This is a genomic window from Thiomicrospira microaerophila, from assembly GCF_023278225.1.
Classification (GTDB): Bacteria; Pseudomonadota; Gammaproteobacteria; order Thiomicrospirales; family Thiomicrospiraceae; genus Thiomicrospira; species Thiomicrospira microaerophila_A.
This window is the reverse complement of the sequence record NZ_CP070959.1, coordinates 1,561,640-1,584,978: the sequence shown is the minus strand read 5'-3', so window position 1 is coordinate 1,584,978 and position 23,339 is coordinate 1,561,640. Positions and strand designations below refer to the sequence as shown.

The 23,339-nt window shown below is 46.1% G+C and carries 27 protein-coding genes and 1 riboswitch; of the genes, 11 read left to right on the top strand and 16 right to left on the bottom strand.

Features of this window, described 5'->3' with window-relative positions; translation table 11 throughout:
- Positions 1-2 precede the first annotated feature (2 nt).
- Positions 3-782 carry an adenosylcobinamide-GDP ribazoletransferase gene (gene cobS, locus JX580_RS07720; protein ID WP_248849972.1) on the top strand — a complete coding sequence of 260 codons (780 nt, stop codon included), beginning with the start codon at positions 3-5 and terminating at the stop codon, positions 780-782.
- Here cobS and JX580_RS07715 read toward each other — a convergent pair.
- Genes JX580_RS07715 through cobO form a run of 4 tightly spaced genes read right to left on the bottom strand, consistent with a single transcriptional unit; the run spans position 726 to position 4,187 of the window.
- Positions 726-1,604 (bottom strand): cobalamin-binding protein, encoded by an 879-nt coding sequence (locus JX580_RS07715; RefSeq protein WP_248849971.1) that lies wholly within the window; start codon positions 1,602-1,604, stop codon positions 726-728. The two genes, cobS and JX580_RS07715, sit on opposite strands and share 57 nt — an antisense overlap.
- Complete coding sequence (cbiB, locus tag JX580_RS07710; protein WP_248849970.1) at positions 1,591-2,535, bottom strand: adenosylcobinamide-phosphate synthase CbiB; 945 nt, start codon at positions 2,533-2,535, stop codon at positions 1,591-1,593. The genes JX580_RS07715 and cbiB overlap by 14 nt, the downstream gene beginning before the upstream one ends.
- Complete coding sequence (locus JX580_RS07705; protein WP_248849969.1) at positions 2,529-3,578, bottom strand: pyridoxal phosphate-dependent aminotransferase; 1,050 nt, start codon at positions 3,576-3,578, stop codon at positions 2,529-2,531. The genes cbiB and JX580_RS07705 overlap by 7 nt, the downstream gene beginning before the upstream one ends.
- Complete coding sequence (cobO, locus tag JX580_RS07700; RefSeq protein ID WP_248849968.1) at positions 3,579-4,187, bottom strand: cob(I)yrinic acid a,c-diamide adenosyltransferase; 609 nt, start codon at positions 4,185-4,187, stop codon at positions 3,579-3,581.
- 178 nt (positions 4,188-4,365) lie between these two features.
- Between cobO and JX580_RS07695 the strand changes: the two genes are divergently transcribed.
- Both JX580_RS07695 and JX580_RS07690 read left to right on the top strand, forming a co-directional pair.
- Positions 4,366-4,653: a DUF6172 family protein gene (locus JX580_RS07695; protein ID WP_248849967.1), complete on the top strand. Its 288-nt coding sequence runs from the start codon at positions 4,366-4,368 to the stop codon at positions 4,651-4,653.
- Between the two features lie 10 nt (positions 4,654-4,663).
- Positions 4,664-5,455, top strand: a complete 792-nt coding sequence (locus tag JX580_RS07690; protein WP_248851901.1) for a zinc-dependent peptidase — start codon at positions 4,664-4,666, stop codon at positions 5,453-5,455.
- Positions 5,456-5,467: 12 nt separating this feature from the next.
- Here the strand turns inward: JX580_RS07690 and JX580_RS07685 are convergent, their stop codons facing one another.
- Entirely contained in the window at positions 5,468-5,716 is a 249-nt protein-coding gene (locus JX580_RS07685; RefSeq protein WP_248849966.1) for a VF530 family DNA-binding protein, read from the bottom strand.
- A complete protein-coding gene (locus tag JX580_RS07680; RefSeq protein WP_248849965.1) occupies positions 5,713-6,267 on the bottom strand; it encodes a YaeQ family protein in 555 nt (184 codons plus the stop codon). The genes JX580_RS07685 and JX580_RS07680 overlap by 4 nt, the downstream gene beginning before the upstream one ends.
- A gap of 224 nt (positions 6,268-6,491) precedes the next feature.
- Between JX580_RS07680 and JX580_RS11985 the strand changes: the two genes are divergently transcribed.
- The 6 genes from JX580_RS11985 to JX580_RS07655 all read left to right on the top strand — a co-directional run bounded on the left by JX580_RS11985 (position 6,492) and on the right by JX580_RS07655 (position 10,207).
- A complete protein-coding gene (locus JX580_RS11985) occupies positions 6,492-6,572 on the top strand; it encodes a zinc-dependent peptidase (RefSeq protein WP_432758401.1) in 81 nt (26 codons plus the stop codon).
- Positions 6,573-6,721: 149 nt separating this feature from the next.
- Positions 6,722-8,161, top strand: coding sequence for an NfeD family protein (locus tag JX580_RS07675; RefSeq protein ID WP_248849964.1), 1,440 nt, complete (start codon positions 6,722-6,724; stop codon positions 8,159-8,161).
- Positions 8,158-8,910 (top strand): slipin family protein, encoded by a 753-nt coding sequence (locus tag JX580_RS07670; protein ID WP_248849963.1) that lies wholly within the window; start codon positions 8,158-8,160, stop codon positions 8,908-8,910. Before JX580_RS07675 ends, JX580_RS07670 begins: the two co-directional genes overlap by 4 nt.
- A gap of 132 nt (positions 8,911-9,042) precedes the next feature.
- A complete protein-coding gene (locus JX580_RS07665; protein WP_248849962.1) occupies positions 9,043-9,321 on the top strand; it encodes a type II toxin-antitoxin system RelE/ParE family toxin in 279 nt (92 codons plus the stop codon).
- On the top strand, positions 9,321-9,617 hold the full coding sequence (locus JX580_RS07660; protein ID WP_248849961.1) for a HigA family addiction module antitoxin: 297 nt from the start codon (positions 9,321-9,323) through the stop codon (positions 9,615-9,617). Before JX580_RS07665 ends, JX580_RS07660 begins: the two co-directional genes overlap by 1 nt.
- Positions 9,618-9,658: 41 nt before the next feature.
- Positions 9,659-10,207: a DUF2058 domain-containing protein gene (locus tag JX580_RS07655; RefSeq protein WP_248849960.1), complete on the top strand. Its 549-nt coding sequence runs from the start codon at positions 9,659-9,661 to the stop codon at positions 10,205-10,207.
- A gap of 40 nt (positions 10,208-10,247) precedes the next feature.
- Here JX580_RS07655 and JX580_RS07650 read toward each other — a convergent pair whose 3' ends face one another.
- The 9 genes from JX580_RS07650 to JX580_RS07610 all read right to left on the bottom strand — a co-directional run bounded on the left by JX580_RS07650 (position 10,248) and on the right by JX580_RS07610 (position 19,225).
- On the bottom strand, positions 10,248-10,718 hold the full coding sequence (locus JX580_RS07650) for a hypothetical protein (RefSeq protein WP_248849959.1): 471 nt from the start codon (positions 10,716-10,718) through the stop codon (positions 10,248-10,250).
- An 87-nt stretch (positions 10,719-10,805) separates the two neighbouring features.
- A complete protein-coding gene (locus JX580_RS07645; protein WP_248849958.1) occupies positions 10,806-11,057 on the bottom strand; it encodes a hypothetical protein in 252 nt (83 codons plus the stop codon).
- Positions 11,054-12,541, bottom strand: a complete 1,488-nt coding sequence (locus JX580_RS07640) for a cobyric acid synthase (RefSeq protein ID WP_248849957.1) — start codon at positions 12,539-12,541, stop codon at positions 11,054-11,056. The genes JX580_RS07645 and JX580_RS07640 overlap by 4 nt, the downstream gene beginning before the upstream one ends.
- A 9-nt stretch (positions 12,542-12,550) precedes the next feature.
- The gene (locus JX580_RS07635; protein ID WP_248849956.1) at positions 12,551-14,344 is read right to left on the bottom strand and encodes a TonB-dependent receptor plug domain-containing protein; all 1,794 of its coding nucleotides are present in this window, start codon (positions 14,342-14,344) and stop codon (positions 12,551-12,553) included.
- A gap of 134 nt (positions 14,345-14,478) precedes the next feature.
- Positions 14,479-14,694, bottom strand: a riboswitch (cobalamin riboswitch).
- A 45-nt stretch (positions 14,695-14,739) separates the two neighbouring features.
- Entirely contained in the window at positions 14,740-14,949 is a 210-nt protein-coding gene (locus JX580_RS07630; protein ID WP_248849955.1) for a hypothetical protein, read from the bottom strand.
- 3 nt (positions 14,950-14,952) lie between these two features.
- Positions 14,953-15,381 (bottom strand): DUF1841 family protein, encoded by a 429-nt coding sequence (locus JX580_RS07625; RefSeq protein WP_248849954.1) that lies wholly within the window; start codon positions 15,379-15,381, stop codon positions 14,953-14,955.
- 217 nt (positions 15,382-15,598) lie between these two features.
- The gene (locus JX580_RS07620) at positions 15,599-17,197 is read right to left on the bottom strand and encodes an alpha/beta fold hydrolase (RefSeq protein WP_248849953.1); all 1,599 of its coding nucleotides are present in this window, start codon (positions 17,195-17,197) and stop codon (positions 15,599-15,601) included.
- Between the two features lie 145 nt (positions 17,198-17,342).
- Entirely contained in the window at positions 17,343-18,752 is a 1,410-nt protein-coding gene (gene glnA, locus JX580_RS07615; RefSeq protein WP_248849952.1) for a type I glutamate--ammonia ligase, read from the bottom strand.
- Between the two features lie 221 nt (positions 18,753-18,973).
- Positions 18,974-19,225, bottom strand: a complete 252-nt coding sequence (locus tag JX580_RS07610; RefSeq protein ID WP_248849951.1) for a 2Fe-2S iron-sulfur cluster-binding protein — start codon at positions 19,223-19,225, stop codon at positions 18,974-18,976.
- 144 nt (positions 19,226-19,369) lie between these two features.
- Here JX580_RS07610 and JX580_RS07605 point away from each other — a divergent pair, with 144 nt between their 5' ends.
- Together JX580_RS07605 and JX580_RS07600 are read left to right on the top strand one after the other, a co-directional pair.
- Entirely contained in the window at positions 19,370-20,236 is an 867-nt protein-coding gene (locus JX580_RS07605; protein WP_248849950.1) for an ion transporter, read from the top strand.
- Positions 20,233-20,532, top strand: a complete 300-nt coding sequence (locus JX580_RS07600; RefSeq protein WP_248849949.1) for a BolA family protein — start codon at positions 20,233-20,235, stop codon at positions 20,530-20,532. Before JX580_RS07605 ends, JX580_RS07600 begins: the two co-directional genes overlap by 4 nt.
- Before the next feature lie 58 nt (positions 20,533-20,590).
- Here the strand turns inward: JX580_RS07600 and amt are convergent, their stop codons facing one another.
- Complete coding sequence (gene amt, locus JX580_RS07595) at positions 20,591-23,230, bottom strand: ammonium transporter (RefSeq protein WP_248849948.1); 2,640 nt, start codon at positions 23,228-23,230, stop codon at positions 20,591-20,593.
- Positions 23,231-23,339: the final 109 nt, after the last annotated feature.

Genomic DNA, 23,339 nt, shown 5'->3' with positions numbered 1-23,339 from the left:
TTATGGCGCAGGGTTTGAAGTCTTTTTGGTTGGCCTTACAGTTTTTTACTCGCTGGCCGACCCCGCAGTTTGCCCAGGTGACCGAACAGGATATGGGGCGTGCTTTAGCTTGGTTACCGATCATCGGATTGATGATTGGGGCAGGCTTGTGGCTGCTTAGCCTGGTGCAATTTGCTTTGCCCACAAGTGTGGTGGCCTTGTTGATTTTGGCATTTTGGGTCTGGCAAACCGGCGCACTGCATATTGATGGTGTTGCGGATTTTGCCGATGGCTGGTTGGCTGGCTGTGGCAATCAGCAACGCGCGTTAGAGGTGATGAAGGACAGCCGAATTGGCACGGGCGGTGGCGTAGCCATCGCTTTGTTGCTGTTAGCCAAATGGGTGCTGTTGGTCGAGTTACTGACGTTGGATTTGGCGGTTTGGTTGGTGCTGATTCCGCTGGTAGCAAGGGTTGCTTCGTTAGTGTTAATGGTCACCACGTCTTATGCCAGTCAACATGGCATGGCGGAATCCATGTTCCGTTGTTTAAACCGTAAATGGGTGGTGTTTTGGGGCTTACTGGTGGTGCTCCTGTTGTTAGTGCTGCAACCAGGCCTGTTCGTGTTAGGCTTGGTTTGGTGGTGGATTCGTTTTGTTATTGTTAGAACCCTTGGCGGGATGAATGGCGACACGGCCGGCATGATGACGGAGCTGATTGAACTGGCGATGATGCTCGGTTTGATTGCGTTAGTCAGTCTGAATTTGGCGGGTTGGGCGAGCTTGATTTCGAGCTTGGTCAATTAGCTGACACAAATCCGCTAGGCCCTCAATTAGGCGCGCCGTTGGGCGTTGGTATTGATCGGCATTCAGCGCGATGATCTGTCCATTTTGTTGTGCGGTTAAAAAGCTCAAGGCTTGCCAGCTTCTTAACCAGGCCTGCTGCACCTCGCCCGTGCCACCGAGTAATATCAAATCCGGGTTAGCGTTAATCACCGCTTCTCGACTCACATGGGGCGCAAGGGCCGTTTGGTCGGCAAAAACATTGACCCCACCGCACAGTGCCATCGCCTGACCAATAAATTGTTCACCATTGACGGTAATCAGCGGTTGGTTCCACACTTGGTAAAACACCTTGACGAGACTTTTATCTTGATATTGCGCTCGTAAAAAGTGGAGTTGTTGGCGTAAGCGTTCAGCTTCTGTTCGCGCTGTGTCAGTCTGGTCGGTCAGTCTACCGATTTCTTCAATTAAATTTGGAATGTCATCGAGTTGTTGGGTATCTCGCACCAATACACGAAACCCCATGTTTTGTAAGCGGGCAATGTCTTGCGGTTTATTACCTGATGCCCAAGCGAGAATTAAATCGGGGTTGAGTTCGATAATGCGTTCTAGGTTAAGGGCATTGTAACTGCCGACATGGGCGCGATTTAACGCCTCAGGCGGGTAATCCGAAAAGCTGACCACACCCACCAGTTTATCGCCAGCACCGGCGGAAAACACCAACTCGGTTAGGCTGGGTGCAAGAGAAATAATCCGCTCTACGGGTTGTGCCAAACTGGCCGATGAGGCGAGGGTCAGCAGGCTAAATACCCAAGCCTTTAAAGGATTTGAATTAATAAAATGCATAGCTGATGATTCCTATCATACTTATCACGAGCAATAAACTGCCATCGATGCGATTACGCAGTGCCAACGCAGCTTGCAGATGCTTGAGATCAATCTCGCGTGAAGCTTGTGCGGGGCCAAAGTAGGGTTTAGCTTTTAATTCGCCAAAATAACGGGTTGGGCCACCGAGTTGCGCCTTAATCACCCAAGCCATTGCGCTAATTGGATAACCGGCATTGGGGCTGTCATGGCCTCGCGCTTGCTGCCAGACGGTTTTAGCGGCAGCTTGACGACCCAATAACAGGATCAAGCCAGCGGTTAGGCGCGCCGGAATCCAGTTGGCGAGATCATCCAGTCTTGCCGCGATTTTACCAAAGCGTTCATAACGGGGTGTGCGATAACCGACCATCGAATCCAAGGTGTTAATCGCCTTGTAGATGACTAAACCCGGGAGTCCAAACAGTAACAAATAAAACAATGGCGCGACTAGGCCATCACTGAGGTTTTCAGCATAGCTTTCAATTCCGGCTTTGTAACAGTCTGAGTGACTAAGATCAGCGGTGTCACGGCTGACCAGCATGGCTACCGCCTGCTGCGGATGTGAATGGTTTTGTAAGGCGTTGACCGAGTCATAGAGCATGCGATGCGCCAACAGGGTGGAGGCGAACAGCCCACTGAGCAACAGTGCAAGCGCTGGATGAAGGCTGTTTGCCATGGCATTTAGTAGGTAAACCAGCGTAAAAGATGCCAGTCCGCATAGCGTCAGTACCCAAATAACTAATAGCCCACCACGCAGCCGACTATCAAGATAAAACCACTTTTCAAACTGACTGATGAGTTTGCCGATAAATACCACTGGATGTGTTCGGTTTAAAAACTCACCGAAGAGACGGTCTATTACCAACGCCAAGAGTGCGATTAGCAGGATCGTTAAAGGGTCAAAGATTAACATGGGTAGTTATCAAGTGCGGTTGCGAGACGCTGGTGGGCGGCGGGTGTTTTAACCGCCAGCCGGATATGAGGTTGGTTAAAACCAAAGTTATCGCAGGCTCGAATCAGCAGGCCTTGGCGGGCTAAATACTCAGCAAGCGGTTGTGCCGGGGTATGGAGTTTAAGCAAGATAAAATTGGCTTCGCTTGGGTAGATTTTTTCAATCAAACGGCAATCACTTAATTGCGTAATCAAATCCTGCTTGTCTTGCTTTAACCAGGCCTGGGTGCGGGCATCAAAATTAGCCTGCTGCAAGGCCTGCGTCATTAAAAGGCTATCCAAGGTCGCAATCGGCCAAGTGGCCTGAGGCCAATTTTCTAGCTGAGTAGGGTGGGCCAATATTGCGCCGATACGAATACCGGCACAGCCATAGTATTTGGTCAGCGATTGAAAAATAATCAGTTTGGGATAGTGTGCAAGCTGGTCACGCAGGCTGTGCTCGGTTTGCCAGCCGATAAAGGGCAAAAAGGACTCATCAATACACAACCAGGACTGGTGTGCTTGGCAATGTTGTAATAAGGCGATGAGCTGTGTACGTGGATACCGTCGTCCGTCCGGTGTCGCTGGATTGACCAATACCACGAGACTATCAGCATTCAGTTGGCTGGGGAACACCAAACTATTGGTATCAAGGTCGCGGCGTATCAATTGGGTGTGGGGGCTAAATAACTTGGCGGCGCGTGCATATTCACCGTAAAGCGGCGAATATAACAGGGTTTGTTTAGGACGCAGCCAGTTAAAAAAGTCAAAAATCGCTGCGGAGATACCGTTGGTTAAGCGAATCTGCTCGGTGTGGAGTTGCAGTTTTTCTGCCAGCAGCTGTTGCAGTGGATTAGCCTGTTCGGGCGGGTAGTGCATCAGTAAGGCTGGGTTGATGTTTAAATCAAAATCCGGCTGTAGCGGGTTTAAACTGGCCGAAAAGTCCAGCAATTGATCCAATGCGTGTTCTGTTGACCAGCCTAATTGCTGGGCTGCGGAAAAAAACTGCCCCCCGTGTGCCGTCATTTACAGATCGATGCCTTTTTGCGCTTGAATACCGCTTTTATATGCATGTTTCTCGTCTTTGATTTCAGATACCGTATCCGCAAGTTCACGCAGTTCGGCAATCGCTGAGCGCCCAGTGACCACCAGATGCTGCATGTCGGGTTTCTGACTCAGACCATTAAGCACCTCATCTTTATCAAGATAGTCGTAGCTGAGTAGGTAGGTCAGCTCATCCAGTACAACCAGATCATAACTTGGGTCGGTCAGCATCTTCATGGCCACCTGCCAGCCATTTTTTGACGTGGCGATGTCCTGTTCGCGGTTTTGGGTATCCCAGGTAAATCCATCCCCCAGTACATGCCATTCACAGTTTGGAAATTGACTAAAAAACGCTTCTTCGCCGGTGTCGGTGCGGCTTTTAATAAACTGACAGACTCCGACCTTCATGCCGTGACCCAGCGCACGCGCCACCATGCCAAATGCCGAGGTTGATTTGCCTTTGCCATTGCCGGTAATCACCAGCAGCAGGCCTTTTTTCTGGTCGGCACGCGCAATAGCGGCATCAATTTGCGCCTTTTTGCGCGCCATACGGATTTTATGAAATTCGGATTTTTGCGAGTCTGTATGCATCTTGTTGGTCATCCTCAAAAGTAAACCGCCTAGTTTACAAAAATTAAGCGCAGACTTGGTTAATAAATGCGATAACCGGTGATTTTATTCGCAATCGAGCGATAAAAAACTCTATAATCCTCGCTATGTTATTCAGTTATCCAGTCCTTATCTAAACCAAGAATCCAACGAGTATCCTATGAAAAAAACCTTTGCACTGACCCACGAAACCCTTGCCACGGCTAGAGTTGTCGAAGCCATTAAACATGACGTCCGCAAATATCTAAAGCGTGAACGTGCCAAAGCCTTGCCAAAAGGCGCGGACTTTTGGGATTTTGATTGTCGTTTTGGTGCGGATGCCACAAGCAGTCAACCGGTTCATGTTACCGAAATTAATACCCTGATTAGCCAAGCTGAAGCCGATCAGCTTGCACAATGCTATATCGAGATTATGGCAAAACCCGGCCATAGAGCGCCAAAAGAATAGCTAATGTTTGATGTTTTGGAAAGGGTATAAGCATTGGCGGATCAAGCAGGTATTAAAACATCATCCCATCGCGCGTCCGATATGGCGCAGATTAATGCAGCAAGATCCTATTTTTCAAGAATTGAGTTCGGTGCAAAAAGCCTATTTGCGAGAGCTGGTTACGTTGTTTATCAATCAAAAACGATTCAGCAGCGCACAAGGGTTAGTTTTAACGGAGTCAATCAAAATTAAAATTGCGGCCCATGCCTGTCTGTTAATTCTTGAATTGGATTTGGACTTCTACCAAGGCTGGCGGGATATTATTGTTTATCCTACGTCATTTGTAGTTGAACGCGATGAGATCGATGATTCAGGGGTCGTTTTACATCAACAGCAGGTGCTGGGCGGTGAAGCTTGGCTTAATGGTCCGGTTATTTTAGATTGGCAAGGTTTTAAACAGGAAACAAAGCGGTTCGGATCAGGACGGAATCTGGTCATACACGAATTTGCACATAAGTTAGATATGCTTAATGGCGCTGCTAATGGCAGACCGCCGTTGCATCAAACTATGTCGTCTGCACAATGGCAGGTGGTATTTAGTCAGGCTTTTGAAACGCTGACCTATCAAATCGAAAACCAACTTTCCCCATGTTTAAATGCTTATGCATCGACGACCCCGGCTGAATTTTTTGCAGTTTGTACCGAATACTTTTTTACTGCCCCAGATCAACTAGCCAAGGCGTTTCCAGCAGTTTACCATCAGCTCAGCTTGTTTTATCGCCAAGACCCACAAGCTCGTCAGGGTTCTAGTGTTTTTCAATAACGCCGATAAGCCTTACTTAACTAAACTGGGTTGAACAAAATTGGGTTTGTTGACGGAGTCGAGATAGAGTTCTTCAACCTGCGCGCGCGCCCAAGGCGTTTTTCTTAAAAATTTAAGACTGGACTTGATCGAGGGGTCTTTGTTAAAGCAGTTGATGCGAATTAGATTGCCCAAGCCAATCCAGCCATAGTAGTCAACGAGTGCGACCAGCATTTTCTCAAGCGTCACGCCATGCAGTGGGTTGTTAGCTTGGCTGTTCATCTGGATACTTCTTGAAGTTGAGTCCAGTGACATTCGCAGTCACCGCTATCGGTTGCAATATAGGCCGAATCGTCGGTTAGGCTGATCGAAAAATCCATCGTGCGGCTAACTCGTTTGGCCAGCGCCTGAATTTCATCCCAGTTGAACCGAATAATATCCACCTTGAGGCTTTGTAGCTTGGTTTGGTTTTGTGACCACCAAACGTCTGATTTGGAATTGAAACTGTAGATTTTGGTGGTGCGAGCCAAGCGGCTGGCTTTTTTTATGCGCTCGAGGCTAGGTTCACCCACATCAACCCAAAGTATCAGTTGGTCATCCAATGTTTTAGCCCAAAGGTCCGGCTCCTCAACGGCGCTTAAGCCTTTAGTAAAGTCTAGTTTGTTGTTGGGATCGGTATCGACATTTAAACAGTATGCCAGTACACGCATCATCATGCGCTCCAAGTTTTCAGAGGGGTGTTGCGCCAGTGTTAAGTTAAGGGTTTGATATAAATGGCGGTTCATATCCGACAGCGCAATATTAAATTTGTATATGGTTGGTTTTAACGCCACGTTATGATCCTGTTTTATTTTAAATGCTGATTAGTATAGCAAGCTTTTGTCGCAAGACCGCTTATTGCTTCGGTTTGAATAGCCAAAATATTTTTTACAGACTTTAAGGGATAAGGTGGCCGGATCATTATTTATCAGTCAAAGAAATTGGGTTTGGTGAATGAGCATAAGGCCAAGCATTTGAAAAACTTCACCATCAAATCGAACATCAAGATTACACTAATATGAACCCTTATGTTGCCACTGATCCCGCCGAGTTTTTTGCAGTCAGCACGGAATTTTTTTACTGCGCCTCGGCATCTTAACCAGCATTTCCCTGCGCTTTATCAGCAGTTGAGTTTGTTTTATCGTCAAACGCCCACGCCTTAGCCAAGCCTCTAACTTCGTATTTGACTTGCAGTTTTCGTCGAGAAGCGTAGAGTAAGTAGACAAGGCATTTGTCCAGGAGCGAACCATGAAGCGAGTGACGCATTGGCTGACGATTTGGTCATTCTTTTTAACGCTATCCTCCGGTTTGAATCATGCGCTAGCGGTTGATGCACCGCAACAAGCAGGCCTGGTGGCGCAGTTAAGCATTGAAGGCGGCATTGGTCCGGCGACACAGGATTATATTGAGCGCGGTATTCAGAAGGCCGAAGCGCAACAGGCTGAATTCATTATCCTGAAAATGGATACGCCGGGTGGGTTAGACAGCGCAATGCGGGCGATTATCAAAAATATCGCGAATGCCAACACGCCGATTGTGACCTATGTGTCACCCAGTGGCGCACGCGCGGCGAGCGCAGGCACGTATATTCTCTATGCCAGTCATATTGCCGCCATGGCCCCCGGCACAAATCTTGGCGCAGCTACGCCGGTGCAAATCGGCGGGTTTTCTCCGCCAGATATTAAACCTAATCCGGCTTCACGGCCCAATTCCACTTCGGATGATGTGAGTGAAACCGACGCGCTTAAGCAAGCCGAGTTAGACCAAGCCATGCAAGACCCATCCAAACGTAAAGCCATCAATGATGCGGTCGCCTATATTCAAGGTTTAGCCCAGTTGCGGGGACGCAACACGGAATGGGCAGAAAAAGCCGTGCGCCAAGCTGCGAGTTTATCGGCAGATGAAGCCTTAGCGCAAAATGTCATTGATTTAATCGCCACCAGTCGTGCCGATTTACTCGCCCAGCTTAATGGCCGTAGCGTCACATTGCATCAGCAGGTGCGCCAACTCAATACCCTTAATCTACAGGTGGTGGAAATAGCCCCGGATTGGCGCAGCCGCTTGCTGAGTGTGATCACGCATCCCAATATCGCTTATATTTTGCTTGTTATTGGTATTTATGGCCTCATTTTGGAGTTTTTTAATCCAGGCGCGTTTTTGCCGGGCATTCTTGGCGCGATTTCTTTATTGCTGGCGGTCTATGCGTTTCAGCTTATGCCTGTAAGTTACGTCGGCATGGCGCTGATTATCCTGGGCATAGGTTTGATTATCGCTGAAGCTTTTGAGCCAAGCTTTGGTTTGCTTGGTTTAGGCGGGTTGGTTGCGTTTGTGATTGGCTCGGTGATGTTGATAGATACCGATGCGCCTGGATATGGAATTGATCTGTCGGTGATTCTAAGCTTTACACTCTTGAGCTTTATAGCGCTGGTGATGATAGTCTGGTTTGCTTTAAAGTCTAGCCAGCAAAAAATTGTGAGTGGACTGGAGGCCTTAGTCGGCAGTGAAGGACGTGTCATTGATGATTTTGATCATAAGGGCTTGGTGCTCATGCATGGTGAGCATTGGCAAGCCATGACGAACGTACCACTAAAAAAACTACAACAAGTGAAAGTGATCGGTTTAAAGAACCTGGTTCTGCAAGTCGAACCGCTGGAAGACAATGATCGCAAAACGGAGGATGTGTCATGAGTATCTATGCATTTTTAACCCTGGTCGCATTGGTGGTGTTGTTTTTTGCCAGCGCGATTCGAATCTTGCGCGAATACGAGCGTGGTGTCATTTTTATGCTTGGCCGTTTTACCAAAGTGAAAGGGCCGGGGATGATTATCGTGATTCCATTCATTCAGCAAATGGAAAGAGTGGATTTGCGAACGGTTGTATTGGATGTGCCGAGTCAAGATGTGATATCTCGTGATAACGTATCGGTGCATGTCAATGCGGTGGTCTATTTTCGTGTAATTGAGCCGGATAAAGCCATTATCCAAGTTGAAGACTTTCACGAAGCCATCAGTCAATTATCGCAAACGACTTTGCGTTCGGTATTGGGGCAGCATGAGCTTGATGAAATGCTCGCCGAGCGTGATCGATTAAATGTCGATATTCAAACCTCGCTTGATGAACAAACCGATGCATGGGGGATCAAGGTCAGTAATGTTGAAATCAAGCATGTTGATTTAGATGAAAGTATGATTCGTGCCATCGCCAAACAAGCTGAAGCCGAGCGTTCGCGACGCGCCAAAGTGATTCATGCCGAGGGCGAAATGCAAGCCTCTCAAAAACTGCTTGATGCGGCTCAAATTCTATCGCAACAACCCCAAGCACTGCAGTTGCGTTATCTGCAAACCCTCACAGAAATCGCCGGTGACCGCTCCAACACCATTGTCTTCCCACTGCCAATGGATTTAGCGGATGTGATATTTAATAAAACTAAAACGTGATTATATAAACTCACCAGGCCTGGTGCTATGTTTAGCCACTAGGCTTCGAGCCGTGTCTCGATTCGACTTTTCATAAGGCACCAGCTAAACTAGGTGATAGTATTTTGACACCTTTTAGGTTACAATTTATCCATGATAAAAAGTTTTATTCATAAAGGACTTCAAAAGTTTTACGCCTCCGGCAATACTTCTGGTATTCAGAAAAAGCATGAGAAAAAACTGCGCCTTATACTAACCAACTTAGATCAAGCTGAAAGCCCAGATGATATGGATTTGCCAGGGCTTTTTATGCCCCCGCTGAAGGGAGAGCGCAGCGGAATTTGGTCTGTGCGTATAAGTGGTAACTGGAGAATCACTTATCGCTTTGATGGGCGAGATGTCGAAATTGTAAATTATGAGGACTATCACTAATGGCCATGTTTAACCCAGCACATCCTGGTGAGATTTTAAAAGACCTGATTATCGAATCTTTAGGTTTAACGATTACTGATGTTGCATCTCACTTGGGTGTCAGTCGTAAAACCTTATCTAAGATTTTAAATGCGCACGGTTCCATTACACCGGAAATGGCCGTTCGGCTAGAGCTGGCTTTTGGTAAGCCAACAGCCGATCACTGGCTCCGTTTGCAAAATGCTTATGATCTTTGGCAAACAAGACAGCAAAAAACGTCATTTCAGGTTTTACCTTACAGCGCTCAAATGGCATAATCCAGCTATCAAGAATTAGCTAGAAGTTTAAAGGAAATCGAATGGCCGGATCATTGTTTGATCAGTTAAAAAAGTCGGGTTTGGTAAATGAACATAAAGCCAAGCAGATTAAAAAAGAAAAGTATCAACAATCTAAACAACAAAAAGGGCAAAAAACCGAGGCGGCAGATAAAAACGTGGCTGACTTGGCGGCTGAAGCCAGCCGTCTAAAAGCGGAAAAAGACCGTCAATTAAACCTAGCACGCCAGCAACAGCAAGCCGAAAAGGCCAAGCAAGCAGAGCTGAAACAAATTTTGCAAACGAATCGTTTAACTGACGCTGTCGGTGATCTGCCATTTAACTTTGCGGATGAAGGCAAAATCAAAACCCTGCAGGTGAATGCCAAAACCCATGCTGGCCTGGCCAAAGGGCGGATTCGTATCGCACGCTTTGCGGATGAGTATTGGATGATTCCAGACATGGCCGCAGAAAAAGTTGCGCTGCGCGATGCCAGCGTGCTGATTGCTTTCGCAAGCTCAGAAGACAATTTATCGGATGAAGACAAGGATTATTATGCCAAATTTGAAATCCCGGATGATTTGGTTTGGTAGTTTCTTATCACTTTGGAGCATACTGCGGTATTCTCAATTTTTAGTTGTTTAGGTGCTGTTTAAGTGCGCTTAGGCCTTCTAGCATAATCGGGGCGGGTTGTAAAAAGTGGCTGCCGTCTAGGGTGATAATGCGGGTGTTTTGCGGCAGGCTCATAATTTGGCAGACCGGGGTGAGTTTGCGTTCAAAAATAAACACTAAATCAGGTTGCAGCTGATTAATCAGTGTTTGCAGTTGGTTTTCGTTATCGGTGATCGGTAGATGGGTAATGCGTTGTTGATGGCCGACCACTTCAAATCCGGCGTGATTAAATAAATCCGCCAACCAAGAATCTAATCCAAAGCTATAAGGCAGGCCGGAACAAGACGAAACCAATAATAGTTTTCGTCCTTTGCCATCGATTGATTTCGCGGCTTGTCGCCATTGTTGTGCAAAATCCTGCGCTTTTTTGAGCGCCGTAGGGTTGTTTAACTGCTGAGCAATCTCAAGCAGGTTGTGTTCAATTTGTTGCATGGAAGCGAAGCTTTCGAGCCTTAGTGCGGCGGCAATATCAGTTTTAATCGCGTCAAATTGATCTTGCGGAGTCCAGTCGGAGGTGAGTCACAAATCGGGTTTGAGCGACTGAATGGCTGGCTGGTTTGGGTCGAGTAGCCCGCCGGTATCGGTAACACCGAGTTCTTTGTTGTATCTGCTGGCACCAACAATGCAGTGTTTAATGCCTAAGTAGTCGAGTTGATGGGTGATATAGGGTGATTGGCTAATTATGCGTGGACATTCTGCGAACACAGTTGCGCTAAAAGCGAGCAGGCAAACAGCCAGCCATAATTGCGTGGTTAAACGGTAAGTTATCATGGCTGTAGGAGTTCCAGTATTTTGTCCATCGCTAAATGCTGTTCCAGCGTGTCGGCAAGGCGGTTAAGTTGTTGTTCGCGTTGTTGGTTGAGGTCGAAGGTTTCGGTTTCCGCCAGGCCTGCCCAGTTAAGTAGGGTTTGCAGGGCTTCGGGCTGGTCGAATAGACCGTGACAATAGCTGACAAAAATTTGATTATCGTTGGACACGGCACCATCGGTGTCGCCATTTTGCCATTGAATGGCGGGCGCATAGTGGCTAAAGTCGGTTTGGCCTTGATGGATTTCATAACCGCTGATCTTGGCCGGTTCAACCAGGCCTGGTAGCTGCAATGAACCTTGGCGATTGATGAGTTGTTTGTGCGGATAGAACGTCGTGCTGTAATCCATTAAACCTAGGCCGGGTATTTGGGTTTGATCAGACTCAATACGATTCGGGTCGTTAATCAGTGTGCCGAGCATTTGCAAGCCACCGCAAATGCCGATTAGTTTGCCGCCATAACGTAAGTGTTTTTGTAAGTAGGGCAACCAGGCCTGGTTGTGGTTTTGTAACCAATCCAAATCAAATGCGACACTTTTGGAACCAGGCAACACCACCAAGTCTGCAGGAGGAATCGACTCGTTATGTTTGACCCATTGAAAATCCATTTGCGGATGCTGAATCAGCGGATCAAGATCGGTATGGTTAGAAATATGCGGAAACAACGGGGCAATCACTTTTAAAACTTCGTGACCTTCGTGTGCTTCGTGGTTATATTCCAACGAACCAACCGCATCTTCGGCATCCAAGTGTAAGCCGTGTAAATAGGGCAATACACCTAAAACCGGTTTGCCGGTTTCACGCTCTAACCAATCTAATCCGTCTTGCAATAACGCCATATCGCCACGAAAACGGTTAATCACAAACCCCTTAATTCGGTTCCTTTCAGATACTGACAAACAGGCGAGGGTGCCGACAATGTGCGCAAACACGCCGCCCTTGTCGATGTCGGCAATCAGAATCACCGGACAATCCACCGCTTCGGCAAACCCCATATTGGCAATATCACCTTGGCGTAAGTTGATTTCTGCAGGTGAGCCTGCACCTTCGACCACAATAAACGGATAGTCGTTTGACAGTATTTGAAAAGAATCGAACACCGCTTGCGCGGCCTTCGGTTTATAAGCATGGTAGTCGAGCGCGTTGAGATTGCCGATGGACTGACCTTGTAAAATCACCTGAGCGCCGGTATCGCTACTGGGTTTGAGTAATACCGGGTTCATGTGAACCGTGGGCGCGATATGGGCCGCTTGCGCTTGCAACGCCTGCGCCCGACCAATTTCGCCACCATCGGCGGTGACGGCACTGTTTAGCGCCATGTTTTGCGGTTTAAACGGCGCGACTTTAAAACCGTGCCGTACCAATACCCGACATAGACCTGCGACCAAGGTGCTTTTGCCGGCATCCGAGGTGCAGCCTTGAATCATGAGGGTGGCGGATTTGGTCATTTAAAAACCTTAAAATTGTACCGTTAAGCCAGCATAGGCACTGTGTTGTGCTGTCGCATATCCTGCCACGGTTTGGTAGTAGGTATTAAAGATATTGTTTAATTTTAAATAAGCTGATGCCGTGTTATTGATGTCATAGTTAATCACGCCATTCCAAACACTGTAGTTTTCAGTAACGGGGTCTGCGTTGCCACTGCGCTTTGCAATATACTGGCCGTTTAGGTTTATATCGAGTTGATCCGTTACAAACCAATTAAGGCTTAAACCGACTTGATTATCAGGGCGGCGTGCTAGAGGTTCACCATTAGCTTTTTCAGTGTCAAGATGAGTGTAATTCACGGCAAACTGCCAAGAGTCGAAGCGCTGTTTGTACTCGGCCTCAACCCCTTTTATGGTTGTTTTACCTTTAACATTTTGAAATTGTCCACCTTGCCAGTTGATTAAATCATCAACACTCTTGTCAAAGTAGGTCGCACTTAGTCCATGTAGTTGATAGGTTACGCTGGCTTCGACCGATTTTTCGGGGTTTAAATCAGGGTTACCTGTTCCCCAAGGGTTTAATATTTGAACTAAGCTGGGCGCATTATAGGCCGTGCCATAATTTACGGCGACAGACTGGTTTTCTGTAATCGCCATTTTAGCGCCGAGTTTACCTGTTATCTCTGAACCAAAATTACTGTAGTCGTCATAACGAAGCGCTTGATTGAAGGTGAAGCTGCGCCATTGATTTGAGTGAGTGGCAAACACTGACTTTGAATGAGTCGTATCTTTCAAGAGAACATTATCACCTGTAGCCCAAGAAAACTTATCTGATGAGGCCTTATTTTGGCTGTAGTTCGCACCGATTAATAAATTATCGTGTTGATGGCTTAATGAGATAGACTGCGTTTCGCCCTTGACAATGTCTGGCGTATTATCATCAAGTTGTTCGGTAGTAAAAAGAGATTGTTCAGCGGATAGTTTGGTTGAACCTATTTGATATATGAGCTGGCTTAGGTCGGTTCTTGTGTCTGCTCTCTTAACGTCATTTGGATTATTCCAGCCATCATATTCCGAACGTGCTTGTGTGAAATTATGTGAAAGCGTTAAAGATTGGTTTTCGTTTATTGGAATCATCGCGCGCGCAGAAAGGTTCGTGTTTTGATAACCATTGTTTTCAAATTGATTTAAGTTTCTTTCACCTACCGGTGCTTGCGCAGTAAAGCCTTCAGAACTCAGGTAAGAGCCATTAAGAAATACTGTGGCCTTGGATAATTTAAAACCAGTGGATAATGCAGTTCGACCTGTATTAAAGGCGCCGTGTTCAACATTGAATGTAGTATCGAGTGATTGTTTGGTGATAATGTTGATAACGCCCGCAGCAGCATCCGCACCCCAAACGCCGGATTGCGCGCCTTTAATGATTTCAATACGTTCTATGTTGCTAACTATCAAGTCAGACAAGTTAGCACCCGATGTGGATGATGGGTCTTGAACCCTTACGCCATCGATTAAAATTAATGTGCGCTGATTATCAGAGCCACGCATGTATAAGCTGGTCGCTGTGCCGAGTGGGCCGCTTTGAGTAAAGCTTATCCCCGGTACGGTATTGAGCACTTCGATTAATGAAGTGGCACGTTGCGCTCTAAGGTCTTCAGCGGTAATTATCGTCACGTCCGCAGTGACATTTTGTAAGGGCTGTTCAATTTGGTTAGCGGTGACTACAATTTGTGATAATTGATTTTCGGCTGTGACCAGGCCTGGTGATAGCGCAAGGGCAACAATAAGGGGTTTTAGGTTTAGGTTTTTGTGGTTGTGTAACATGAAAATTTCCTTCAATTCATAAAAATAATGTATGAACGAAGGCAAAACGGACTTATCCTGAATCAAATTCAGGCATTTCAAAATGAAAATTTTACAAGCTCCCGTATTGCCCACCGCAATAGGTTGTTTGAGCGAAGCTCACAATTCATTAGGCCGGTATCCGGGCTGAGGAGCGGTTTCCTTTCCCTTCCCAACTCAGTGGCTTGCACCTGGCTGAATCAGTGGGTTTTTAAAGGTCTTCTCCATCACCGTTGCGGGGGCAGCGTTCGATTTGAGGCCATGTTGGCTTCGCACGACTCTTCCCGTTTAACGCGGTATTCAAACCGCGCACCTAACTATTAGGAGGGTATTGTAGTGGGATTAAACTAATTTGCAACTTGCTTGAAGCAGGCCTGCTATTTTTCTTCCGGTGAACGATGTTTAGCGGCTAGTTTATTCGCCCATTTGTAAGAAAGCCAAAAGGCGGGGGTGATAATGGCAAAGGTAAAGAGGGCGCTGGTAAAGGCTGTCCAAATCGATTCACCTTGCCAGCCAACAATAATGCCCACTGCAATCGAGAGGAAAAGGCCGTTGCGTAACGCACGTTTTAATGGGTCAAATAACATGTTTTATCCTTTAATCAGTTTTTGTAAGCAGGCACTGTAGGCCATTTCATCTGGTGCCTGTTGATATTTTTGACTATTCCACAGGGCTTCAGCGAGGCAGTCCATCATCGCATGTTCGGCTTCGAGCATGCTGCCCAGTTTTAAACTCAATTTTTTGTGAACTTGAGCAATTCCGCTCGGTCGGTCGGTTGCAACCTGTTCACGAATGCCCAAGTGCATTCCCATATGTAAAAACGGATTAGTTTCCCCCATTTCTGGTAGGTATTCGTTTTTGATATGTTGTCGATTTTCAAGTATTTTATGGTATTCAGGGTGCTGCTCAATCACGAGTGCGATTTGTTTTTCAAGGGCATCTAGTGGTTGATTGTTTCGTGCCTTTTGCCAAATATCGGCATAGTGCTGTCGAAGTTTATCGCGTTCAGAAGTATACATGGTGAATACTAACCTTTTATGACTCTTAGTAATCGGTTCATTTTAACCCGAATGTTTGGTGAATTTGTACTGAAGTTGTCCAGTAAACTGGTTTCACAAGGAAGTTTTTGAAGAAGCATCGTATCTAGGATTACGACCGACTGAGAAATATTTCTTGTGGAATCAAGCTAGATGTAAGATCGGTGCAAATTTATTAACTATTTGGCTTAAAGACGATTTACTGATGCTTCAAGGGGTTATCAAGTCCGATAGTTTTAAACTCGATACGTGGCTTTAATTGACCTTGAAACCAGTAGTTAATACTCAGCGCATCGTGGGTTTGGCTTATTACCAGGCCTGGTTGCGGTAAGGGCAGTATTTTATGTGGTTGAAGTTTTAGCCCCGGCCAATTAAGGGTGAGTTCAACATGCATCGGAAAGTAGCCATCTAGAAAGCGCCGCATAAAAGGGCCGCGTTCTATGAAATAACCGCCGTCCATTGTTTGAAGGGCGAAGGTTTCGGCATAGATGCAAATTTCAGCCCCTTTGTTAAGCCCTTGCATTTGGATACTGGCGCCTTCGATCCAGGCAAAGTCAACCTTATCTTGGCTGAGTATTGCAAGGTTCCGTGTGTGTGCTTCATTGTAGACAATTTGGAGTTGCGCTACCGCATCCAGATTAGCGTGACACTGGACTAAATCGGCCCACCCTGTTTCTAGGCTGTGCGGAGTGATGTCTATTTGATTGCGCATTGAGTAGTGTTCGTCAAGGCTAAAGGGTTCAACAAAGCGCACTTTGGATTCGGTTGCGGCTAGTGCATCAAGCAGTAGGTCTAAGCCTGAGTCATCGAGTAGCCAAGCACGATCCGCTTCTGATAGATCACTGAAATCATCTTCCGGTGCTAAGGTTTGCATTGCCAAATCAAGGGCATGATAAAAAGTGTCTGGGGTTTCTTCCCAGGGAAAATGAACACATTGGTCTAACAGCTGGTATGAAATAGCCGGTAATATTGCTTTATAGCCTTTTAAGGCTTCAGGCATTAAAAGATCTTGTTGGCAGCTTATAAATTCGATGGCGCGCCGTTTCGCTAGGGTTTGAAGAAAATCAGGACTAATCGGGTTCGCTTGGTATTGCGGCCAGATAGCATGATTGACCTCAAGCGAAAGATCATTCAGGCTGAACTGTCGTGCATAGTTTTGTCCTTGTTGAATATCATAAAAATAGGTAGGCAGTACCTGGTTAAGTTGTTGCTTAATAAGTTCCGTTTGAGAAAGCGGGGCGGGGTGTTCCCAGTCATCATGTTGCTGATTAACCAGGCCTGCTTGTTGACGACGATCATCAATTCTTTCTACCAGATGGCGCATGGCTAGGCGTTCTGGGTCAACGGGGTTAAGCAGAATAAGCCGAGCAACCCGTGTTGGATGTTGTCGGGCGTAGTATTGTGCCATCAATGCGCCCCAAGAGTGGCCAATTAAAATAAGCTGTCCTGCTTGTTCAAAGCGCCGCAGGGATTCAAGGTCTTGCACCCATTGGTCGAGCAAGCCCTCAGTTTGCTTTAGACCCGCTTGATTTTCACCGATACCTCGCATGTCCATTAATAGCACGCGGTAATCCTTGGCAAGATGTGTTTGTAGTGGGGTGAGGTTCCAGCTGCTAAAACCAGGGCCACCGCCAAGCAGTAACACGGTATGTTGGCCATAACCTTGAGCATGATACTTGAGCGGTTGTTGGTCGCTGCTAAACTGAGAAGCGGGATTTGGATAGCCATTTGCGTTGGCAAAAGCCGCGCCATAGCTGAGCAGTATTAAAAACAGAGTAGGGAGACTTGAACGATACATCGCCTTTATCCAGATCAAAAGTGAGATTCAATTATGGCACAGGCTAGAATGTAAGGGTTGCACAAAAAACAAGGAGAAGGGTTTGGGTGAAACTGCAAAATAAAAAAACCCGCCGAAGCGGGTTTTCAGAATAAGCCGATAGCGCTTATGCAGAGTAGTACATATCAAACTCGATAGGGTGAGTTGTCGCACGCATACGAGTCACTTCTTCCATTTTTAGTTTGATGTATGAGTCAATCACGTCATCGGTGAATACACCACCGGCTTTCAAGAACTCACGATCTTTGTCCAATTCGTCAAGGGCTTCTTCTAAAGAGGCACACAATGCAGTATAGGTTGCTTCTTCTTCCGGAGGCAGGTCGTACATGTTCTTTTCAGCAGGCGCACCTGGATCAATTTTATTGATAATACCGTCTAATCCAGCCATTAAGCAGGCCGCAAACGCTAGGTAAGGGTTAGCCGTTGGGTCTGGGAAGCGTAATTCAACACGACGAGAGCGTTCAGATGGCGCATAAGGAATACGGATTGATGCTGAACGGTTTGAGCCTGAATAAGCTAATAAAATAGGTGCTTCGAAGCCAGGTACCAAGCGCTTGTAAGAGTTGGTGCCTGGGTTAGTGAAAGCGTTCAATGCACGAGCATGCTTCATCAAACCGCCGATATACCAAATGGCTTCTTGTGACAAACCGGCATAAACATCACCTGCAAAAATGTTTTTGCCATTTTTAGATAAGGATTGGTTGATGTGCATCCCTGAACCGTTGTCACCAACGACTGGTTTAGCCATAAATGTGGCTGTTTTGTTAAGGGCGTGACAGGTGTTATGAACGGCATATTTAAGGATTTGAACCTCGTCTGCCTTGGCAGTTAAGGTGTTACCTGCAACCGCTAATTCACACTGACCATTGTTGGCAACTTCATGGTGATGGGCTTCTAGCTTAAGCCCCATTGCTTCTGCCATCGCACAGATGTCTGCGCGAACTTCGTGAAGTTGGTCAACCGGTGGAACTGGGAAATAACCGCCTTTCACTTTTGGACGGTGACCCATGTTACCGCCTTCATAAACCTTCTCAGAGTTCCATGCCGCTTCTTCGCCGTCAATTTTAACGAAACAACCTGACATGTCTGCGCCCCAACGCACGTCGTCAAAAATAAAGAACTCAGGTTCAGGCCCAAAAAATGCGGTGTCAGCGATGCCGGTTGATTGTAAATATACTTCGGCCTTTTTAGAGATACCACGTGGATCTTTTTCATAGGGCTCAAGGGTTGAAGGCTCTACAATCATACAACGAATAACAATAGTAGGGTCGTTGAAAAATGGGTCAATGTAGTAACCATCGGTTTGAGGCATCAACACCATGTCGGAGCTTTGAATGCCTTTCCAACCACGAATTGATGAACCGTCAAAGTTTTGACCGTCTTCAAATAGTTCTTCATCAACATCCGCTGCAGGAATTGTGACGTGTTGCTCTTTACCGATGGTATCTGTGAAGCGCAAGTCGGCCCACTTAATTTCATTTTCTTTGATTAGGTCAATTATGGCTTGTGCTGACATAAGCTTATCCTTCGTTTTATAGTGTTGTTTTAAGTGCAAAATCAGAAGACTGATTGTTAGCTTGGTTAAAGCGTAAAGCGTGCCAGTTTTTTAAAAACAGGCTTAAATATTTTAAGTTGTTGATTGTTAACTAAATATATTTGTAATTTTATTAGTTTGTCTAAAGGTTTATGAATTAAACACGCACCTATTTTGTGAGTGTTGATTTGTTTTGGTGCAAATCAAGGGATTTCAATCTCAACATCAGTGAGTGGAATAACGCTGCATGTCAGGATATAGCCCTTGTCACAATCATAGGCCGGCATTTGAATTTCTTCAACCTGGCCGGATAGAAGTTTTACTTCACAAGCACCGCAGTTGCCTCCACGGCAGCTGTAGGGCATATCAAACCCTTGTTCGTCCAAGGCTTCAAGCATGGAGAATTGGCCGTCAAATTCACAGGTTCCTTGTTCAATAACGGTGATGGTTGACATAACTCGGTCCTCTTGAAAATAAAAAAATGAACCCTATTCTAGCAAAAATTTAATTTATTGTTGCTTTGCAATAAAAGCCTTATCAGGATTCAGTACAATAGCGCCAATTTGGATTTTTAATTTTATAGTAACAGAGAGAGCGAGATGAGTGGAGAGTTAAGGGGTTCATGGGCCAAGCTTCAGCATAATTTTAAACTTATTCGCGATAACAAAGCATTTGAGTGGTTTGTTATCAGCGTAATTGTGGTGTCGTCGATTGTGATTGGTGCCAGAACCTATGATATACCGCAAGGTGTGCTGGGTGTTATTGCCGTAATGGATGTGGCGGTGACCTTGTTCTTTTTAATGGAGATCTTGTTGCGCATGGCGGCCGAAGACCGTTTGCGGGATTTCTTTAAAAAGGGTTGGAATGTCTTTGATTTTACGATTGTGGTCATCAGTCTTATCCCGATTGATGATTCAGAGTATGCGTTAATCGCGCGGATGTTACGTTTATTCCGTGTATTACGACTAATATCATTTATTCCTGAAATGCGCGTACTGGTCAGTGCGTTGTTGATCGCGATTCCGCGGATTGGCTATGTGGCATTGCTCATGTTTGTTATTTTCTATTTATATGCGGTGATTGGTAGTTTCTTGTTTGCCTCAATTAATGATTTTTTATGGGGCGATTTAGGAGCCGCGTTGCTTACGCTTTTCCGTGTTGCGACCTTTGAAGACTGGACCGATGTAATGTATGAAACCATGGAAATCTATCCTTGGAGTTGGATGTATTATTTAACCTTTATATTTATGTCCACTTTCATTTTCCTTAACATGATGATCGGTATTGTGGTTTCAGTGTTGGAAGAAGAGCATCGTAAAAGTCTTGAGCAGGGTTTACTAGAACACGAGTTAAGCGAAGAGCAGCGTATGCAAACGATTGATCAACAGGTAGCAGAGTTAAATCGAAAACTTGATTTATTGTTAGCACAGCAATTACATAATCAGAATAAGGAGTCGGTAAAATGACATTGCAGCAACTTATTGAAGGCAAGGTTCGACAGGCATTTGTCCCTGATCATTTGGGGTTGGAAAATGAAAGTCATCTGCATGCCGGACCAGCAACGGAGTCACACTTTAAGCTAGTGTTGGTTTCATCCGCATTTAACGATATGAGTCGTGTCAAACGGCACCAAGCGGTTTACAAGGTGTTGGCGGATGAAATGCAGCAATTTCATGCTTTGGCCTTGCATACCTTTACGCCCAAGGAGTGGGTTGAAACACAGGCGGTTCCAGCGTCACCTTTGTGCGCAGGTGGCAAATAATTTCAACGGCAAAAACCAAGGTGCCGGTTTATTGGCGCTTTGGTTAAGTTAAGCTAAGCTAGCTGGATAGTTTAAGTTTGTTTTTTGTGTCGAAAAACTGCATGATTTCATGGAGTTGGCTTACTTGGTGGTGCATGCCTTCTGTTGCGCTCTGAGCGCTTTTTGCGACCTCGGAAGTTTTTTGAGTCATGTCGTTAATTACATTAAGATTACTGACCACCTCGTTGACGTTGATGGTTTGATTTTTAGCGGCTTGCGCCACCTGGTTAATAATCTGCACAACTTGGTTGATGGATCGGGTCATGTGGCTTAGTTTGTCTCCGGTCTGATTGACACGTTGGGCGCCGGCCTCAATTTGGTTGACCGTGTTTTCGATTAATTGACGTATGTCTTTTGCGGCTTCGGCAGAGCGTTGCGCTAGGGAGCGAACTTCACTGGCTACGACGGCAAATCCTCGCCCCATTTCCCCAGCGCGAGCGGCTTCAACGGCTGCATTCAATGCTAGCAGGTTGGTTTGGAAAGCGATGCTTTCAATCGTACCAATAATATCTTGAATGCCTTGACTCGATGCTTGGATATGCTGAATGGTTTCAATAGTCGCCTGCATACTGGCTTGGCTTTTTTGGCTAAATTCATCCACCTCCGTAACCAGTTGATTGGCTTGGGCGGCATGTTCTGTGGTAAGTTTGACCTCGTCCGAGATACTCATCATCGTGGAGCGTGTTTGCTGAAGGCTAGTGGCTTGGTTGGCCGACATATCATTGAGGGTGTAACTACCTTCTGCCACAGTGTTTGAAGCGTAGCTTACCTCGTCTGCAATGACCAGCATGGTTTCTAAAACATGCATAAGGTGATCTGAGCTTTTATCGAGTGCAGTTTGCAATGAAGCCAGTTCACCTCCATACTGACCGCGCATTTTTAGACTAAAGTTGCCTTGAGATTGCGCATTCATGACTAGGTTGAGTTCATTTACCGCTAGGCTGACATGATCCATAGAATCATTGACGTGTTGTTTTACCTGTAATAGTTCGCCTTCAAGTTCAAGGTTTATTCTTTGGCTAAAATCGCCGTTGGACATGGCGTGCATGATTTGGTTGATTTCAGACATGGTATTGCTTAACCGTCCAAGCGCTTGATCAACGCTATAGCGAAGTTGTCCCTGTACCTGATCGCTCATGCGTACGCTAAAATCACCTTTATAGAGGCCTTGCATCACCTGTTCTAGCGATTGGCTAGTTGTGTTAATGCTGGTAACCGATTGATTGACCGCTTGTTTTATTTTATTCAAATCACCACGCAGGTCTGTTTCAATGCGTTGGCTAAAGTCACCTTGGGCAACTCGGCTAAGAACACGGTTGACTTCACCAATTGATTGGTCGACGGCTTCAGTGAGCTGATTAAATGCCTGAGCCAGCTCACCCTCATCAGTTCCTGCTTCTACTTCTAGGCGCTTATCAAATTTACCTGATTCTACCATCTGCTTCATTGCCAGCATCACATCATAAACCCCTGATGAAGCACCATGTTCATAGCGATTTAATCCCATTATTTCTCCTTCGGGTGGAACTCTTAGCCAATCCAGTTTTTTCAGTGTCCAAAATAAAACTAACCCGAGGCCAAATCCCCAGATAAATACGCTGACCACGCCAATCAGCTGTATCCAGAGCTGGGCAAGCACAGATCCGGCAGGGAGCGCTTCTATAGGTGCAAATACTGCAAGTGCAAGCGTTCCCCAAACACCGGCTACGCCGTGGCTGGCAACCACATTGATTGGGTCATCAAGTCGCCATTTCAGCATGAGATATTCGAATGCGTAAGCGATGAGTCCTGCACCTATGCCAATAAATATTGCGCCGATAGGCGTCATAATATCTGCGCTGGCGGTGATCCCTACCAGGCCTGCTATAACAGCAGTGAGTAATTTTTCAACTCGAAGGTGACCATTGATAATGAGTGTTGCAATCAGAACCGCACCTGCCGCAAACGAAGCGGAGAGTAATGTGTTTAAAATGACTCGGGGTAGGTTCTCATTAACTTCGAGTAGTGAGCCGCCATTAAATCCAAACCAGCCAAACCATAAGATCATGACACCTAGCACAGCAAGAACCAGGTTGTGACCTTGTAGGTGATTGGCAGAACCGTCTTGATTGAATTTTCCTATTCTTGCGCCTAGCATGATGATACCTGCTAAGCCGACCCAAGCGCCTAAGGAGTGCACCACCGTAGAACCTGCAAAGTCGAGCATTCCCATATTCGCTAACCAACCCTCATCATTCCAGATCCAGTGACCTGAAATGGGGTAAATGAGTATAACGGTGGCGAGCGATACCAGTGCATAGGCCATGAATTTCATGCGTTCTGCGACGGCGCCGGAAATAATGGTAGCGGCGGTAGCCGCAAAGGTGGCTTGAAAGACAAATAGACTGTAGTCTGAAGGGGTTAATTCGCCTAGAAGAAAAAAGCCGGTGTTGCCAAACCAACCGGCCGCACTGGCGCCGAACATTAAACCAAACCCCAGTGCCCAAAAAGCAATAATCGAAACAATAAAATCCATAATGTTTTTAAGTGCAACGTTGATGGTGTTTTTGGCTCGGGTTTTTCCTGATTCAATTGCGGTAAAGCCTGCTTGCATAAACAAGACCATGGCCGCTGCCATTAAAATCCAAAGCATATTCAGGTGATTTTGTAATTCTTCCATGACGCGATTCCTTATATATAATTTTTATAAATTAACAATAAAGAAGCCGATTAAGAAAATTAAAAATTAAAACAAGGGCTTGATAACTATTTTAGTCAGTGGTGGGTGT